This window comes from Cyanobacteria bacterium GSL.Bin1 (genome assembly GCA_009909085.1).
Classification (GTDB): domain Bacteria; phylum Cyanobacteriota; class Cyanobacteriia; order Cyanobacteriales; family Rubidibacteraceae; genus Halothece.
This window is the reverse complement of record JAAANX010000063.1, coordinates 1-15,836: the sequence shown is the minus strand read 5'-3', so window position 1 is coordinate 15,836 and position 15,836 is coordinate 1. Positions and strand designations below refer to the sequence as shown.

Annotated in this window: 17 protein-coding genes; 6 read left to right on the top strand and 11 right to left on the bottom strand. The window is 44.2% G+C overall.

Annotated elements, in window-relative coordinates; translation table 11 throughout:
• Both GVY04_07270 and GVY04_07265 read left to right on the top strand, forming a co-directional pair.
• Nucleotides 1-1,185 carry an FtsX-like permease family protein gene (locus GVY04_07270; GenBank protein NBD15940.1) on the top strand — a complete coding sequence of 395 codons (1,185 nt, stop codon included), beginning with the start codon at nt 1-3 and terminating at the stop codon, nt 1,183-1,185.
• Between the two features lie 2 nt (nt 1,186-1,187).
• Entirely contained in the window at nt 1,188-1,883 is a 696-nt protein-coding gene (locus GVY04_07265; GenBank protein ID NBD15939.1) for an ATP-binding cassette domain-containing protein, read from the top strand.
• Between the two features lie 131 nt (nt 1,884-2,014).
• Here GVY04_07265 and clpP read toward each other — a convergent pair whose 3' ends face one another.
• Together clpP and GVY04_07255 are read right to left on the bottom strand one after the other, a co-directional pair.
• On the bottom strand, nt 2,015-2,614 hold the full coding sequence (gene clpP, locus GVY04_07260) for an ATP-dependent Clp endopeptidase proteolytic subunit ClpP (protein NBD15938.1): 600 nt from the start codon (nt 2,612-2,614) through the stop codon (nt 2,015-2,017).
• A 122-nt stretch (nt 2,615-2,736) separates the two neighbouring features.
• On the bottom strand, nt 2,737-5,058 hold the full coding sequence (locus tag GVY04_07255; protein NBD15937.1) for a DUF4129 domain-containing protein: 2,322 nt from the start codon (nt 5,056-5,058) through the stop codon (nt 2,737-2,739).
• A gap of 44 nt (nt 5,059-5,102) precedes the next feature.
• On the opposite strand from GVY04_07255, the gene GVY04_07250 reads away from it, so the two are divergent.
• The gene (locus GVY04_07250) at nt 5,103-5,582 is read left to right on the top strand and encodes a hypothetical protein (GenBank protein NBD15936.1); all 480 of its coding nucleotides are present in this window, start codon (nt 5,103-5,105) and stop codon (nt 5,580-5,582) included.
• Between the two features lie 21 nt (nt 5,583-5,603).
• A complete protein-coding gene (locus GVY04_07245; GenBank protein NBD15935.1) occupies nt 5,604-6,071 on the top strand; it encodes a hypothetical protein in 468 nt (155 codons plus the stop codon).
• 20 nt (nt 6,072-6,091) lie between these two features.
• Here the strand turns inward: GVY04_07245 and GVY04_07240 are convergent, their stop codons facing one another.
• Complete coding sequence (locus tag GVY04_07240; GenBank protein NBD15934.1) at nt 6,092-7,147, bottom strand: DUF1611 domain-containing protein; 1,056 nt, start codon at nt 7,145-7,147, stop codon at nt 6,092-6,094.
• Nucleotides 7,104-8,189: a dipeptide epimerase gene (locus tag GVY04_07235; protein NBD15933.1), complete on the bottom strand. Its 1,086-nt coding sequence runs from the start codon at nt 8,187-8,189 to the stop codon at nt 7,104-7,106. Before GVY04_07235 ends, GVY04_07240 begins: the two co-directional genes overlap by 44 nt.
• 88 nt (nt 8,190-8,277) lie before the next feature.
• On the opposite strand from GVY04_07235, the gene GVY04_07230 reads away from it, so the two are divergent.
• Entirely contained in the window at nt 8,278-8,484 is a 207-nt protein-coding gene (locus tag GVY04_07230) for a high light inducible protein (protein NBD15932.1), read from the top strand.
• A 61-nt stretch (nt 8,485-8,545) separates the two neighbouring features.
• Here the strand turns inward: GVY04_07230 and GVY04_07225 are convergent, their stop codons facing one another.
• The 6 genes from GVY04_07225 to GVY04_07200 form a co-directional block, all read right to left on the bottom strand.
• Nucleotides 8,546-9,079: an NINE protein gene (locus GVY04_07225; GenBank protein ID NBD15931.1), complete on the bottom strand. Its 534-nt coding sequence runs from the start codon at nt 9,077-9,079 to the stop codon at nt 8,546-8,548.
• 234 nt (nt 9,080-9,313) lie between these two features.
• Nucleotides 9,314-9,793, bottom strand: a complete 480-nt coding sequence (locus GVY04_07220; protein ID NBD15930.1) for a Uma2 family endonuclease — start codon at nt 9,791-9,793, stop codon at nt 9,314-9,316.
• A 20-nt stretch (nt 9,794-9,813) separates the two neighbouring features.
• Entirely contained in the window at nt 9,814-10,152 is a 339-nt protein-coding gene (locus tag GVY04_07215) for a DUF4870 domain-containing protein (protein NBD15929.1), read from the bottom strand.
• The gene (locus tag GVY04_07210) at nt 10,145-11,473 is read right to left on the bottom strand and encodes a four-carbon acid sugar kinase family protein (protein NBD15928.1); all 1,329 of its coding nucleotides are present in this window, start codon (nt 11,471-11,473) and stop codon (nt 10,145-10,147) included. The genes GVY04_07215 and GVY04_07210 overlap by 8 nt, the downstream gene beginning before the upstream one ends.
• 32 nt (nt 11,474-11,505) lie before the next feature.
• Nucleotides 11,506-11,916 carry a TerB family tellurite resistance protein gene (locus tag GVY04_07205; GenBank protein ID NBD15927.1) on the bottom strand — a complete coding sequence of 137 codons (411 nt, stop codon included), beginning with the start codon at nt 11,914-11,916 and terminating at the stop codon, nt 11,506-11,508.
• A gap of 237 nt (nt 11,917-12,153) precedes the next feature.
• Complete coding sequence (locus GVY04_07200; GenBank protein NBD15926.1) at nt 12,154-14,421, bottom strand: RNB domain-containing ribonuclease; 2,268 nt, start codon at nt 14,419-14,421, stop codon at nt 12,154-12,156.
• Nucleotides 14,422-14,808: 387 nt separating this feature from the next.
• Between GVY04_07200 and GVY04_07195 the strand changes: the two genes are divergently transcribed.
• The gene (locus GVY04_07195) at nt 14,809-15,552 is read left to right on the top strand and encodes a hypothetical protein (protein NBD15925.1); all 744 of its coding nucleotides are present in this window, start codon (nt 14,809-14,811) and stop codon (nt 15,550-15,552) included.
• An 84-nt stretch (nt 15,553-15,636) separates the two neighbouring features.
• On the opposite strand, the gene GVY04_07190 is transcribed toward GVY04_07195, so the two are convergent.
• Complete coding sequence (locus tag GVY04_07190; protein ID NBD15924.1) at nt 15,637-15,807, bottom strand: hypothetical protein; 171 nt, start codon at nt 15,805-15,807, stop codon at nt 15,637-15,639.
• Nucleotides 15,808-15,836 lie beyond the last annotated feature (29 nt).

Sequence of the window (15,836 nt, the reverse complement as noted above, 5' to 3'; positions counted from 1 at the left end):
ATGTTTTCTGTTCCGGGTTTCTTGCGCCGTTGGGTTCATGAACCGCCCTTAGGATGGGCACAACTGAGCCATCAAAAAGTTCGCCTCTTGGTTGCCCTCTCTGGCATTGCCTTTGCCGATATTTTGATTTTCATGCAACTGGGCTTTAAAAATCTTCTTTATGATGGCGCAACCTTGATTCATCGCAACCTGGAAGGAGATTTAGTCATCATTAGTAACCGGGCTGATTTTTTAGGGAATGGCCAGACCTTTTCCCGACATTATTTATATCAAGCCGATGCTGTAGACGGTGTTGCTAGTGCCAGTCCGCTTTATTACTCTTGGGCGTATTGGATTAACCCTTGGAATAAGGAAGTGACAGAAGTGGCAGTGATTGCCTTTAACCCCGTGCAACCCGTTCTTGATTTACCGGAAATGAATCAACAACTCGAAACTATCAAACTACCCAATATTGTCCTTTTTGACCGTCAATCCCAACCCACAACTGGACCCGTCTCAGAAACCTTTAGCAAGGGGGAAACGATTATAACGGAAGTTTCAGGGCGGCGCGTGAAGGTAGGAGGACTGTTTACTTTGGGCAGTAGCTTTTTTCTCAAAGGACACCTCATCACTAGTGATTGGAATTATCTCCGCCTTTTTGGTGCAGATAGTTTAGATGGCGTTACCGTTGGCGTGTTGAGTTTAGAGCCAGAGGCAAATCCTCAGCAAGTTTTAGACCACCTGCGGGCAAGACTCCCAGCAGAAGTACAAGTGATGACTCGGGAGGAGTATATCGATTATGAGATTGCCTTTTGGTCTTCAGAGCATCCCGCTGGAACCATTTTTAATTTTGGTGCAGTGATGGGGTTTGTGGTTGGGGTGGTCATCGTTAATCAAGTGCTTTATTCCGATGTCAATGACCATCTTGCAGAATACGCCACCTTAAAAGCAATGGGCTATTCCGACCGACGCTTATTACTTGTTGTGTTTCAGGAGGGCATCTTGCTGGCGTTATTGGGCTTTTTACCTGGATTTGGAGTTTCCGTGGGAATGTATGGCTTATTGGGTAGTCTGACCCGCATTCCTCTGGCAATGAAGTTCGGGGTCGCGGTACAAGTTTTTACGGTAACCCTGGTTATGTGTTTACTCTCTGCCGCGATCGCGATGCGCAAACTCCAATCTGCTGACCCAGCAGATGTGTTTTAGCAATGATGCAACCTATTGTCTCGATTCGTGATCTGAACCATGCCTTTGGCAAGGGAGAGTTACGCAAACCGGTCTTATTTGATCTCGATTTAGATATCTTCCCAGGCGAGATCGTAATTCTAACCGGACCGTCTGGTAGCGGCAAGACCACGCTCTTAACCCTTATTGCTGGCTTACGCTCCATTCAGTCTGGCAAAGTGCAAGTTTTGGGACAAGAATTATTTGGCGCGCGTAAAAAGGAACTGGTACAGATTCGTCGTCAAATTGGGTTTATCTTTCAAGCCCATAACCTATTAGCCTGTCTCACCGCTCAACAAAATGTGGGGATGTCCCTGCGCCTTCACCCGGAGATTCCTCTCGCTGAACGGAGAGAGCAAGCGATTGGCATCCTCGAAGCCGTCGGCATGGGGGAACGAGTCGATTACTATCCCAATAAATTGTCGGGCGGACAAAAACAACGGGTCGCGATCGCGCGCGCCCTCGTTAGTCAACCGCGTCTCCTCCTCGCTGATGAACCGACTGCTGCCTTAGATAGCAAATCCGGTCGCGATGTGGTTGAAATTATGGAGCAACTGGCGAAAGAGCAAAACTGTACGATCTTACTGGTCACTCACGATAACCGCATCCTTGACATTGCCGATCGGATCATTCACATGGAAGATGGTCGTCTGGCAAGAGATACCGCTTTGGTAAATTAACTGATCCACTCTTAAACTCTTGGGGATTCCTGATTTTTACCAAAATTAAAGCGGCGGGGTAACTTTTGCTCCCTCTCCTTGGAAGGGGGAAGCTTCCCCCGTCGCTTTCTGTGAAACGGTTAATTGATTGCCTAAGCCGGTGGGTTACTGGCAGAAGGGCGGCGTTCAATTACCCGATCAATTAAACCGTATTCCATTGATTCGTGAGGTGACATAAAGAAATCGCGCTCTGTGTCTTCTGCAATGCGGTCTAAAGGTTGACCGGTATGTTCGGCTAGGTAGTGGTTCAACTGCTGTTTAAGATAAAGAATTTCTTTTGCTTGAATTTCAATATCTGTGGCTTGACCTTGCGCTCCCCCTAAGGGTTGGTGAATCATAATTCTAGAGTGAGGAAGACTGAGACGCTTTCCTTTTTCTCCCGCACTGAGGAGAAATGCGCCCATACTGGCAGCGAGTCCTAAGCAAATCGTTGAGACATCAGGACGGATTTGGTTCATGGTATCAAAAATCCCGAGTCCTGCACTGACCGACCCGCCGGGAGAATTGATATAGAGATAAATATCTTTTTCTGGGTCTTCTGCTTCTAAGTAAAGCATTTGTGCCACAATCAGGTTCGCAATTTCATCATCAACCTGTTGTCCCAAAAAGACGATTCTCTCCCGCAGTAAACGAGAGTAGATATCAAAGGCGCGTTCTCCGCGACCCGAGGTTTCAATGACGGTAGGGATCATAGATTCAGTTCTTAAGTTGGTGATTATCTTCGGTGACTTAATTGTAACGAAATTCAATCTGGGTCATTTTCGCCTTCATTTTATTACCAATGACTAAGGACTAACGACTAATGACCAATGATTTACCTTTTTTGCCGCCGTTGATAGCTGCGTTTCAAGCGTCGTAATCCATCCTTTAAATAATCTAGATTCGCTGAATAATTACCATATCGCCAAGAGACATAGGCTTCAGAAATTTCTCTCACCACTTCCGCTTGGGGGGCTTCTAAGCTAGTATCGACTGTTGCTAAATATTCAAAGGGGGTTTGCGCCGGTTGTTTGGCTGTTCCTTCCTGTGCCAATAGTTTCAACATCTGCTGATAAAGTCCTTCTACTGGCGGCAATTGTGCCAGCCATCGCTGATATCGCCAACGTTGAAATTGTTGCCAACTTAACCAACCGGCAAACGTCACGGCAACAAGACTGCTTAAACCCGCGAAAAGTCCGCCCCAACCTTGAGAAAACAATCGCCACAAGCGGGTAATAATCCCAATTACACTGCCAATGACAACATTCCAAAGATAGTTAAAAACACCTGTAACCGGAGACGGTAGCCAACCGGCAATCCAATTCCAAATTTGACGTAAAACTGTAAACGTTTGTGACTCTTCAATGGAAGGAGGAATCAATTCATGTCCAGGGATTGGATCGAACTGAAACCAGCCATAGTCGGGGAAATAGACTTCTGTTAGGGCAAAGGCATCGGTATTGCGAATCAAATAGAGTCCCGTGAAAGGATTAAAACGACCGGTACTAAACCCAGTGGCAAGACGAGCCGGAATCCCTAAAGAGCGTAACATGATTGTTAGGGTGGTGGAAAAATGATCCGGATATCCCCCTTCCCAATCGAATAAAAAGGCTTCGACTAAATCTTGTTCGTCGCTTAAGAAGGGAATATTCGGTTGCAGACGATAGGTTTGTTTCACTGCTTGTGCCAGAAAGAGCACTTTTTCATAAGTGGAGTCGAGCGGTTTTGAAGATTTGGCGAGAAGGGCTTCGGCTTGCTGACGGACTTTGGCTTGGATCGCCGGCGGAACTTGCAGATAAGTTTCTTGGATCGAGTCGGGATAATTCGTGCTAGCCGTTCGTAATTGAGCGCGATCGCGATAACGAACTTCAGAAATGACCGTATACGTCAGTCCTTCCTCTAGAGGGATGGGGGATTGAATCGCACCATGGGGATCGGTGGCAATTTCTCGCGTAGGAAAATAAACATCTTCCGCCATGGGCAAAGCGGGGATTAAATTGGGTAAGTCAGAAACAATCGTGTAAGTTTGGACAATCTCTTCCGTTTCTGCTGCAGTTGCTGGTTCGTTTAAGCGAAAGCGATACGACCAAGGAGGACGTCTCACATCAATGGTGGGCTCTTCTTTTTCAATTTTCCAGCCTTGTCCTGTGTAGCGATCAAACGCAAGCACTTTAATCCAACCATTGGCTTGGGATCGTAACCGCATCACAACTTTGGGCGTTAATTCACCCCGTAAGTTCTGATTAATTTGATTGCTAAACCCATAGTAAAACTGGTCATCGACATCTCCCGGACCTTCCACCGGACTGGTTCCGCTGCCGACCCCTTTTCCATCGTTGTCCCCTGCACCTTCTTGCACGTATCCTGGATTCGTAATTTGACGGTCATTATTATCAAAGCCTTGATTTTCCAAACTTTCTGGACCACTGACAGGAAAAGTTTGAATTTGATAACTTGGAAACCGAGGCATCAATGCAAAAATCAGTAAGCCAAAACTAATGGTCAGTAGGAAGAAGACGCCTAAGCGGCGTACGGGAAGAACAGAGGGAGAAAACAGTTGCTGTCTTGAAGCAACGCTGGTTGACTCTTGAATTGCCGATAAAGCTAATCCTAAGCGCGATCGGTAATCAAGGATCAAAACGGGTAAACCGATGATCAAGAAAATGACCAACAGTGGGGCAAAGGCTAAGGTTTGGGAGAGGGTTCCGGCTACCCCCAACAAAATTAACCCGATCACCATCGAGTAACCTAAATCTTTACGACGGGGTACATCAAAACTGTGTAAAACTTGTAATTGAATGAGGAGTTCTGCTAAAACGAGACGGGTATCATTGAGACTGCCAATTAAGTTGCGGAAGAAAGAGGCAAGGGCAAATAACATTCCGATCGCGATCAGAAATTTAATCGCGAGGTTACCCTTGTGTCGTTGTTGCCAACTCCAAAAGCCACCGACAAAACTAATGGGAATTGTCCACAGGCTAAAACTGGTTTGTGCTGCTAGATCAGTCGCAATAATCCCAATGGCAACTAAAAGTTGGACCAAAATTCTGAGCGCAATCGATTCTTCAGGTGGCGTTGAAGGGGGTGCTTTTAACTGTTCTCGAATGGGCTGAAAAAGAGAAAATTGCTCCTGCGTTTTGCGAGAAGAAGTGGACATGATAGCAATAGAGATTAATCGGAGTTAAGGAATCATCAAAACCAATGAATATTGATCAACAATTGGAACAATTGATTGCAGAAGCCCCAACGGAACGGGGAATGCCGAAAGTGATGGAGTACGCGATCGCGCCCATTTTAAAAGTCATTGCCCAACAGCTCCAACATCACGATTATTATATCTTGCAAAACACAAAAGAAAATTGGCAAGTAACAACACTCCGTCATCGGCAAGATCAAAATTTAACGAAACGGGTTATTTATGGCTTCCCCACCCTTGAAGATGCGAGAACCTTTGCTCAGCATAGTGACGATCCTGAATTGATGGCGCTACCTGTTCCCATCACGCACATCCTCTTTGAACTATTAGCCTTTGACCAAGTCGATAGCGTGATCTTTTTTGATCACTCAGGCAATTACGACAATGGAACTGAGATTCCGAAAGAAAAACTACAACAATCAATTCGAGAAAAACTCCAACAACTAAAAGCTAAAACCGAACAACCCCCAGCCAATTTTGCTTAATTTCTTTATTTAGAGTTCAGTATGAAACGATTCAATATCAATGAAACTTATCCTTGTCCAGTTTGTCGTTCTGGTGAAGTCAGCGCTCTTCCCATGATGGAAGATACCTTTTCCTGTCAATTTTGTCAGCATTTGTTTCAAGCTGATTTTTCTCAACAGTTATTAAAAATGATGGATAGCGAAATTCCTTTAAGTTGGTATTGGAATGGAAAACGGTGGAGTAGTCCGCAACGAAAAGGAATTGAGATCGGTTGGGAATACGCGATTGCAGCCGTTCTGTTTCTTGTGCTTCCTCCTCTCATTGTGGGCACGGGGGCTTATCTTTTTCCACCTGTTCCCGGAACCCCTCTGGCTTGGTTACCGACAGCCTGGACGCTTCTGACATTACTCACTCATCTGGGAATTTTACTGTGGCTGATCACTGAATACTATCAATTTCCAGTGGTGATGTATTTACAAGCGGTGATCCGACAACGCCTCCGCACTTAAACTTGAGGTGTCATATCTTTCTAGGAAGAGGCAACTAAACTGGAAAATAAGTTTTCTCCAGAAAAACGAATCACATCATTGCAGGGTAAACCGGTTTCTTGGGTGACCCGTTCTATTTCCTGTTTTGCACTCTCATCATCAAGGTGAAATGTATTTAAAGCAATTCCACTGACCTTAACTTCCCCAAAGATGCCAACCCCACTGGCAAGTTTCTCATACAATTCAATAATCTCTGAGAGAGGAGGAATTTTGAGATCGGGAAAGTTTCTAATTTCAGTTTGTCCAGCACGATGGACTAAAATTAAGTCTGTGGGCTGACTTCCGCGTAAGAGCGGTAAGACAGCAGTTGAACCCGGATGAAGCAGTGACCCTTGCCCTTCCACAAATAAGAAATCATAATCGGTATCTCCTGCGGCTAAGACTAGTTTTTCCACAGCACCTGCAGCAAAATCAACCCGAATCGCATCTAAGGGGATGCCACTGCCACTCAACATCATGCCTCCTTGTCCCGTTGCTAAAAATTTAGCACGATACCCTCGTTGTTGAGCGATTTTTACCAGTTCCAAACTGGTGGACATCTTACCAATGGACATATCGGTTCCGACAGTGAGGATTCTTTGACAAGACAAAAATTGCGCTTTACCACTAGCAATTCCTAAGCCGGTGGGTTCTTCCCGCACATCCCACAACCATTGACCCGATTGTAAAATTAAATTGTCCTCAGCAAAAAGCGAACGGATTGGCGTATGCAGCCCATTAACCACAGATAAACCTGCTTGCACCGCTTGTTTAATTTCCTCTTGCCAAGCGGGAGGGAGTTGCCCACCAGAAGGGGCAATGCCAATCAGTAAAACATCAGGATGATAGGCAAGGGCAGCGGTGACATTTTCTACAATGGGAACATCGCGCTCAATTCCTCTGAGACGGGCTAAAGATTCCCCGACACATTGCTGATCAATCACTGCCGCGATCGCGGCTTCGCTATATCGTAAAAAGGTTAAGCCAGTTTTACCATGTTCCCCACGAATGCCTTCATGGAGTAAAATTGCCACCCGATGTTGTGCTGTTAACTGCATGATAAGTGAGTCCCAGTCCTGGTGAAGCGTTGGGTTGTAAATATCCATTGTTTAACACTGCCCCGCGAAACGGATCGTCTTTAAGGTTGAGATGACTATCCAAGTCGAGATAGTCAGCGAGACTGCCCAGATGAGCCATTGCTGTATTCGCGATCGCGCTGTCGGAGTAACACCCGTACATTACTTGTAACCCACAAGCTTGAGCGGTGTAAACCATTTTTAAGACTTCGGTCAGGCTACCGGCTTTCATCAGTTTAATGTTAATGCCGTGAATCCTTAAGGCAGCCAGTCGGGGAATATCTTGACTGGTGAAGCAACTTTCATCAGCAAAAATCGGTAACGGCGAGTTCTCTGACAACATTGGCAGTTTTTCATCTGCTGCTACCGGCAAGGGTTGTTCAATATAAGCCACATTATAGTTGGCTAACCAGTGACTCATGGTAATGGCATCTTCTAAACTCCATCCGCCATTAGCATCAATGGTAAATTCTGCATCCGGTGCATTTTGCTGTAGGGTTTGGAATAGCATTTGATCCGCTGCTAACCCCTGTGGGCTACCCAATTTAACTTTAATTCGTTTTCCCCCCGTGAGGCTTTGCCAGTTTTCTAACCGTTTTTTCCCATCTTCTGGAGAACTAATTCCGATCGTGACCGAAATCGGGACCGTTTCACTTAAATCCAGTCCTAAAATTTGCCAAACGGGAAGTCCAGTGCGTTTCCCCAGCCAGTCATAACAGGCAACGTCAATGGCAGCACGGAGTGCCGAAGAAATGTTAGCAGTTTTGAGTTGAGATTGAATGCGCGATCGCGCTAACGGAGTCAGTTGTTCTAATTGGGGAATAACCGCTTGTAATTGTTCCTGTAAGCCCTCAGTTGGTTGTCCCACGCCACCGCCAATGGAAAAGGGAACCGCTTCTCCCCAACCGGCGATGCCTTCATCTTCAACTCTGACCCACAAATTAGTTGTTGCGGTCGTTGTCCCTCGGGAAATGGTTAAAGGGAAGCGTTTTTGGACGGTAAAGGGATCGGCAGTCAGCTTCATTTATAAATTTTTTGTTATATATCTTTACAAAAGTTAATTTTTTAGTTACACTATCTAGTAAGCTGTATTAGAAATAAGGATTAAATTAATGACTACAGGAAAAGGCTCTATTGTTGATGATCAGGGTAAGATGAACAACTTTGCCGTAGAACCTGATATTTATGTGCAGGAAGAATCCCGCGCTGGTTTTACCGCTTATGCCGAACGCCTCAACGGTCGCTTAGCGATGATTGGTTTTGTCTCTTTACTCATTCTAGAAATTGCGACCGGACATGGACTATTCGGTCAATTTTAGTCAATTTTCTATTATTAATTGAAAAACAGTGGTGTTGGCACAACTAACACCACTTTTGCCTTCAACTAATTTTGTAAATCACCGCACCATCATCCGAGCGATTATCAATCGCCAGCAAATTCTTTCGCATTAAATATTCAACACGAGCTTCAATTTTTTCATATTCCTCATCAACTTCCAGAAAAATTTCCGCCAAGGTTGCCCCCGCATATTCCTTACAAGTTCTTAAAATAGCGCGATCAATATCTTTTTCCGCTAGTGGCTTCTTGGTTTTCCCTTCTAAGTTCGCTTGAGGCGTTTCACTTTTTGGTAAATTAACAACAATACTTTCTGGGGTTTGGTAAAAACTTGCTTGGTTGGGTTGATAACCGTAAAGGGCTTTAATTTTCAAATTTTCTTCATCAATCATGCCAGGAATTAAAAACAAGTCAATAAATTGACCAATCCCAAAAAAACCCAGCGTGATCAAATAGAAAAATCCCGAAAAGTATCGTCTGGCGTATAAGCGGTGAATTCCACAAACGGATAAAAAGCAAAAACACCACAAAGCATACGCTGTCGGATAACTTCTTTGGGGGACAATTTTACCGGACATTTCTTTCCACTCCCAAGGTTTCCAGTCTAAGTTTTCGGATTTGGCGAGTTATTACCCTGTCTCAAATGCTGTCTGAGGAGACTTAAATTTTAATCTTAAAACAGCTTAATTGGTGGAGAACTGCAATTAGAGTCACTCTGCCTTATTTTCATCTTAGCGTAGTGCCAGCTTTGCCTGATGAACCCGAACGGTGAAGCATAGTTGACTTTATTGCCTCAATGAGCGTTATTCAAGTTACTTTTTTAGAATATTATTGGGGAAGTTTGGGAAAAGACGAGACGCTTCGATTCTTCCTTGAGGGGCATAAATTGTCAAATTTCCTTCATCATCACACAGCCAAACTTCGTTTGCCCCTTTCGCTAAATAAAGGTCAATTTTTTCTGACATTTCTCTTTGAGAATTAGAGGGAGAAATAATTTCTACACAAATTTCTGGGGCAACGGGTAGAGGCGTCACTTCTCCATATTCTGCAAAAAATTCTGGAGAACTCCAAGCAATATCAGCTACTTTTACGCCTTTTCTCGTATCAATTGAACATTCTAGGTAAATTTCTCCTTGTTGATTTTGTTCTCTGAATAAAAAACTGAGTTGAACTTGTAGCCTGCCCTGACGATTAGACGCGGGACTCATTTCAATTTTGCCATATTCATTCAGCTCGATTTTAAATGGCAAATCTTGTAAGCTGGGATGTTCTATTACTTCTTGCCATTTCATGGGATTCTCCTTTTTTCAAACTAAAGCAGTCGAAAAATAAAAGGATAACGATAAGCTTTATAAGGATTTGTGAGCACTTGCAGGATGCCAATAATTGGCATAACAATACTAACAATACCCAAAATCCCTAATAACAGCCATCCAATTAATAAAAGTGTCAAAATACCAAAGATTACGCCATAGATCCAAAGATTAATATGAAAATTGAGAGCTTCTCTAGCATTTTCTTTAGTCACCTCATCATCTGAGACAAAAAGAATCACAATTGGAATTCCAATGGCAACCACTAAGGCACTAAAAAAAATCGAGCCATGAGCGAGTGCAGAAAGAAGTTTGCGCTGATCAATATCTTCAGCCATAATGCTTATTTAAACGACGGTAAACAGTAACAAGACCTTGATTATCTCCCACATTTCCGGGGAATAATACGACGGGCAGTTGAGGAAATTGGGGATGGCTTTGCGGCGTCCGAACCAACGAACAACCCGGCAGAATTTGTCCGAGGAGTCGTGCTGATTGTAGATTTAAACCATCACTGAGAACATCATTGGAGGTGATTCCCCCTTTACTAATGAGAAAGCTAATATTGCGAGGAAGTCGCCGCACAATATCCATCAAAAAAGAAGAAACTTTCACCCCAAAGTCGAGACGCTCTTGAGTATTATTGAATTGTAATTCTTCGCGACTGGTATAAATAACCGGGGTTTGATTTTGTTCATGAGTCGCTTTAATTTCATGCAAAGTTTCGGTTAATTGGTCATCTCTGGTTTGAGGAGAATCTCGTAAACGCCGGACATCAACTTCGATCCCCCTCACAGTTGGTTCTTCTAAAAGGGCATAAAGTTGAGCGGTTGATTTCTGAACATGAGAACCGACGAGTACAACTCCCGGCTTGGGCGTTGCATCATATTTTCCCATTTCTTCGGCAGGAATGGGTTGTTGACCCAGTTGTGCCAGAGAAGTTAATAAACTGGCGGCACTCCGGAATAAGAAGCGTTTTCCAGTGTGGGTTGCAGCCAGGACATCAGAGGCAAATTGATCTAAATCGCTTTGCTTTTCTGCATCTACCGCAACACATTGATTATTTTTCAGTTGCAACAAGCGCTCTTTATTTGATCCTTGGCGAATATCAGCTAGGGTAAACCGTTCTACTTGTTCCGATTGAATCTTGCCATTGGTTTTTTCCTCAACATAGTCCGGAAGATAGCTGTGGGAGTAGCCAAAAACGGAGTCCTTTGCAAATTCCGTTTCATGAACCGGCGTTTCTCCCTCCTCAGAAACAATGTAGTGAATGCTATCTCGAGTAATGCGTCCCCCTTCAAAAAAAGCAGGGGTGAGAAAGTGGGCATCAAAGGGACCTAATTCTTCAGCAATGACATCGGTTTCGAGGGGATAATGTCCCCGAAGAGTAGAGTCAGACCGACTGACCACTAAAAAGTCAGTAATATTTTCTGCTGCTAAGGCACGTTTGAGATTGTGACATACTTCTCGCGTTCGTTGCGCAGCGTTTTCCGGAGATAAAGCGCGAGTATTCGTTAGGACAAAGAAAATGGAAACTTCATCTTGCAATCCCAAGCGCAGCGTTTCCTCATCCCACTGCATCAGTAATAAACAGCTATGTACAGTTTGAGAACCCGTCGGATCATCATCAAGGACAATAATTTTTGATTGCGTGGTCATGGTTTCTTGTTCATGGCAATACCATTACCAGACTAACTTGTTACATAACGCTGATAAAGTTTTTGCACAGTTTTTAACACTTTATCCAAGGAAGAGATGTTGGCTGGGTCATATTGCTGAACTTGCGTCAGCAGTTTTGCTTCTTCACTTGCCATTTCGCCATCACTATAAATCAATCCGCTGATGGCTTCGATTAAATCTTCATATTGTTGTTGACTGGGAGAACCGCCAAAATATTCTTCTAACCAACGATAACATTCTTCTGGCTGCACCGTTTTCAGTTCATAAAGTAAAGCACGAATTTCGGGATCATTGGCTAATTGATGTTTTTCTGCGGTTTTGATCAGATATTGACGTTCTTCCGGTTGAAATTTGCCATCAATCCAAGCGGCGCCAATTAAAATTTTCAACAAATGTTTGGAAGCATTCAGTTCTGGTTTCATGGTGATGAATTTTGGTTAAGACCAAACTGTGTTATCCTCCCTGATTTTAACGGAGTTAGTCCTTAGAGAAGGAAATTTGCTTTACAAACTGTTTTGCTTGAGCTGCCAAGGCTAATCAGCGCTGGATATACAACTAATCCCATCAATCGCTTCTTTACCTAATGGGCAAGGGGGAATTAGCCCCCTTGATTTGTCCAAGTTTCCCCAATTCCCCCTTTCTTCTATAAAAGACTGAAATTAATTATCAAAGTCTTCATCGGTGGCAGGTGTTGCCCCAGAAACCGTTACTAAGTCAATTTGCTGACGATAGTAATCAACACTCTTGACTTGGACTTTCACGCGCGACCCCAAACGGTAGGCAATGCGGTTTTTACGACCGACTAAACAGGCATGGCGGGCTCGATATTCATACCAATCATCTTTGAGGGAACTGACATGAACGAGTCCTTCTACCAGTAGGTCTTCAATTTCTACAAAGAAGCCATAGGATTGAACACCAGTAATTAAGCCTGAAAAAACTTCTCCTGTGCGTTCTTTCATTTTCTCAGCTTTTTTCAGCCCTTTCAGGTCATTTTCCGCGTCTTCCACCATTTTGTCTCGTTCGTTAAGATGGTGGATGAAGCTGGCAATTTGTTCTTCATACTCCGTTGCCATTGGGGGTGGAAGCACATTCCAGTTGATCTTGCCATGACTGCTACTGCTGTGGAGATCGACCCCCTCTTTGGCGCGACTATGGCGGCGATCGCGCCCCTGATTAAAGACCGCCTTTAAGATGCGTTGGACCCACAAATCAGCATAGCGCTGTCCGGGAGAAATACAGGGACTGTAAGCCGTATTTTCGGCTAAGCCAAAGTGTTCACCAGGTTTAGTGCTATATTTGGCTAATTTCAGCGTTGATTTCAGGAAAAACATCAAAACGCGATCGGCACTCGACTTAGAAATTTGGCGACTGAAATTCTGGTAATCTTGGGGACGCAACTCATCCTCATTTTCCAGTTCTAGTTCTAATTCCAAGTTATTGCCCAACTTCATCAAGTCTTCAATTTCGGTGTAATCAGAAATCTGTTGAATGCGATAGATTCCAGGCACACCAAGGGCTTGTAAATGACGTCCCACCACTTGTCCCGGCAGAATCATTAACTCCGTCAGCAAAGAACGCACCGGTAGGGAAGAATCCACAACTACTGCCCCTAAACGCCCTTCATCTTGAAATCCACCCTGGGCTTCGGGGAGTTCAATATCAAAGCTACCCCGTTGTAACCGTTGGGCTTTCACCAGCGGACTGAGGGTAAAAAAGAGTTCATTAAGCAGTGCCACTGCTGGTTTCTGGTCTGGCGCAACGTCTTGATTCTCTCCTAACAGCGATTGCGCTTCTTGGTAGCTAAAGTGTTGATCCACACGAATCACACTTTCGTCAATGGAAAAATCTTGAATCTCGCCCATTTGGTCAATCATTAACATCACACTGACCGCCAGGCGATCTTCTCCAGGAATCAAGGACGCACATTGTTGCACCTCTTTGGGGAAGAGGGGGATGACTAGATCTCGTAAAAATACCGCTGTTCCTCGTTGCTTGGCTGCATTATCCAACGCTGAATCGGAAGCCACATAATGGGCAACATCGGCAATATGGATCCCTAAACGCCAATTTCCGCTATTGGTTTTGTCTAAGGTAAGGGCGTTTTCCACAAAGGGGGAGTTTTCATTGGCGGGTGGGGTTTCTGCAAGGGAAATAGTGAGTAAATCCCGATAATCTTGTCTCTTTTCTAATATTTTTTGATCGAAACTAGGAGTTAAGGCTGCGGCTTCGGCTAAAGCGTGTTGAGAGAAGGTTCTGGGTAAATCGTGTTTACAGCAGACAATATCGGTATCCGCTGCTTCTTCCGCGTCACTGCCGAGTACTTTTGTCACGCGACCAATTGGCGGATGATCACCGAGAGGGTAACGTAATACTTCCACATGCACCAAATGATCCACCGCTTCTTTTAAGTCAGCACCATCAGGACTGAGATTGAGTTCAAACAGCAGCCGATCATCTAAAGGAACAGCATGATACTCTGGTTTGTCGTCATCCTCAGCTTGTCGCACTTGTGCCAGTAAGGAGGGATTAGCGCGATCGAGAATCACTTGCACTTCTCCTTCCGGAGAACGACGACGACTGGCTTCTTTAATCACTTTCACTAAAACGCGATCGCCATTCCAAGCGCTGCCCAAATGAGATTCGCGGACATAAATATCATCCGTTCCTTCTTGATCTTGAATGGCAAAACAAAAGCCTTTACTCGAACAGCGAAGTTTGGCTTCCACAACATCTTCTTGGGGCGGACGGCGATATTTTCCCCTTTCTTTGACAATAACGCCGATGCGTTCAAGCGCATCTAGAGCAACTTGTAATTGTTCGAGACTTTGTTCGTCTTGAAGATTAAGCTTTTTCTCGAGAACTTTTGGTGCGACCAATTTATTATCACTTAAATGAGAGAGGATTGTAGCGATTGAAAATTCCATCTGATATCAGTATCTTTTTAGGTTCACTTACGCAGAATGTGCAGACTTCTACATCGAGAGACAGCAAACATGAAGTTGCTATCGTACTCGACAAAAACACTACTGCTGTTTGTTATTCATTAAAACGATCCAGCAACTATAGTAAACGTTAAGAAGAAAGCAAGGCACATAATTGCTGATGTCTTCGGAGCGCATCAATTAGCTTTGCTTTTAATAGCATATTCGCTCAATAACGATTAAACTACAGAAGTAGTGCTATCTTCCATCCATTCTATCTGGTTTTTGACTTTATTCCGAAATGAATCTGATCATAAAACTTTCGGAATTGCCTTCAAATTGCCCTAAGACTAAGCAGCAATTACGAGTAATGAATCACTAAAAATAACTATGTTTGAGCAATTTCGCACTCATTTTCCTCAAGGAAGTCTTATTAGCGAATTAATCCAAATTGACCACGGAAAATACATTGTTCGCGCTAGTGTACAAAGTGAGGGGCTGACTCTCGCCACAGGACTCGCTGCAGCCGAGACGGTAGAACAAGCAGAAGATAAGGCTCGTACTCGCGCTTTAGCTGTTTTAAATATTTCCCTCTCTCCAACACCATCCCCTCATGTTCCCTCTCGCAAGGAAAATCAACAACCAGCCACTCTAACACCTCCTCAGAGCAAACACTCTAACTCCTCTGCAACCGAAACCTTAACCTCAACTGTGAAAATCCAGGAAGAAAAAGCACTGTCTTCTCCGAGTGCTGCTGCTGCTTCCAACGGTTTTGCTAATATCAGCAATCAAGCTAGCGTTTCCTCATCAGAAGATTCTGCTTCTAGCCCAATGACAAAAACAGATGTGAAAACCGAGACCACTGATTCTGAAGCGAATCAGATCGAGGCCGTCTCAACTCAAGGAGAGAAGGAGGCGAGTCATCTCAGGGAAGAAGCAATCATGGATAACTCTGATGTTATTGCTCGCACTAATGTCGAATTGCGGCGACTGAACTGGACGAGTGAACAGGGGCGAAAATTCTTAGAAGAAACCTATGGTAAGCGATCGCGCTCTCTTCTTTCAGAAGCAGAGTTATTAGAATTTCTGCAATATCTGGAAAAACAACCTACCCCCACTCCAGAAAGTGAATAGGTAACTTGAATTAACTCAAGCTCAATTCCAGTCAAAATCAATAATGCCAAGTTGTGAGCAAGTAGATGCCTAGAGGGCACCAACTCACAAACCAACATACAAGGGGAAGGCAACCCCATCACCAGTAGCCCAACCATCTCCTGAGAACCCCTCTTCGCGGAGCGTTCGGCGACTCTCTCCCCCGCGAATCTCTTCGACAAGGGTTTGATAATTATCATCAGCAAAGCTACTGGTGCGCAAATTCACATAACTCACTTTCCCCTCTTGAGAGCGGAAAATTGGTT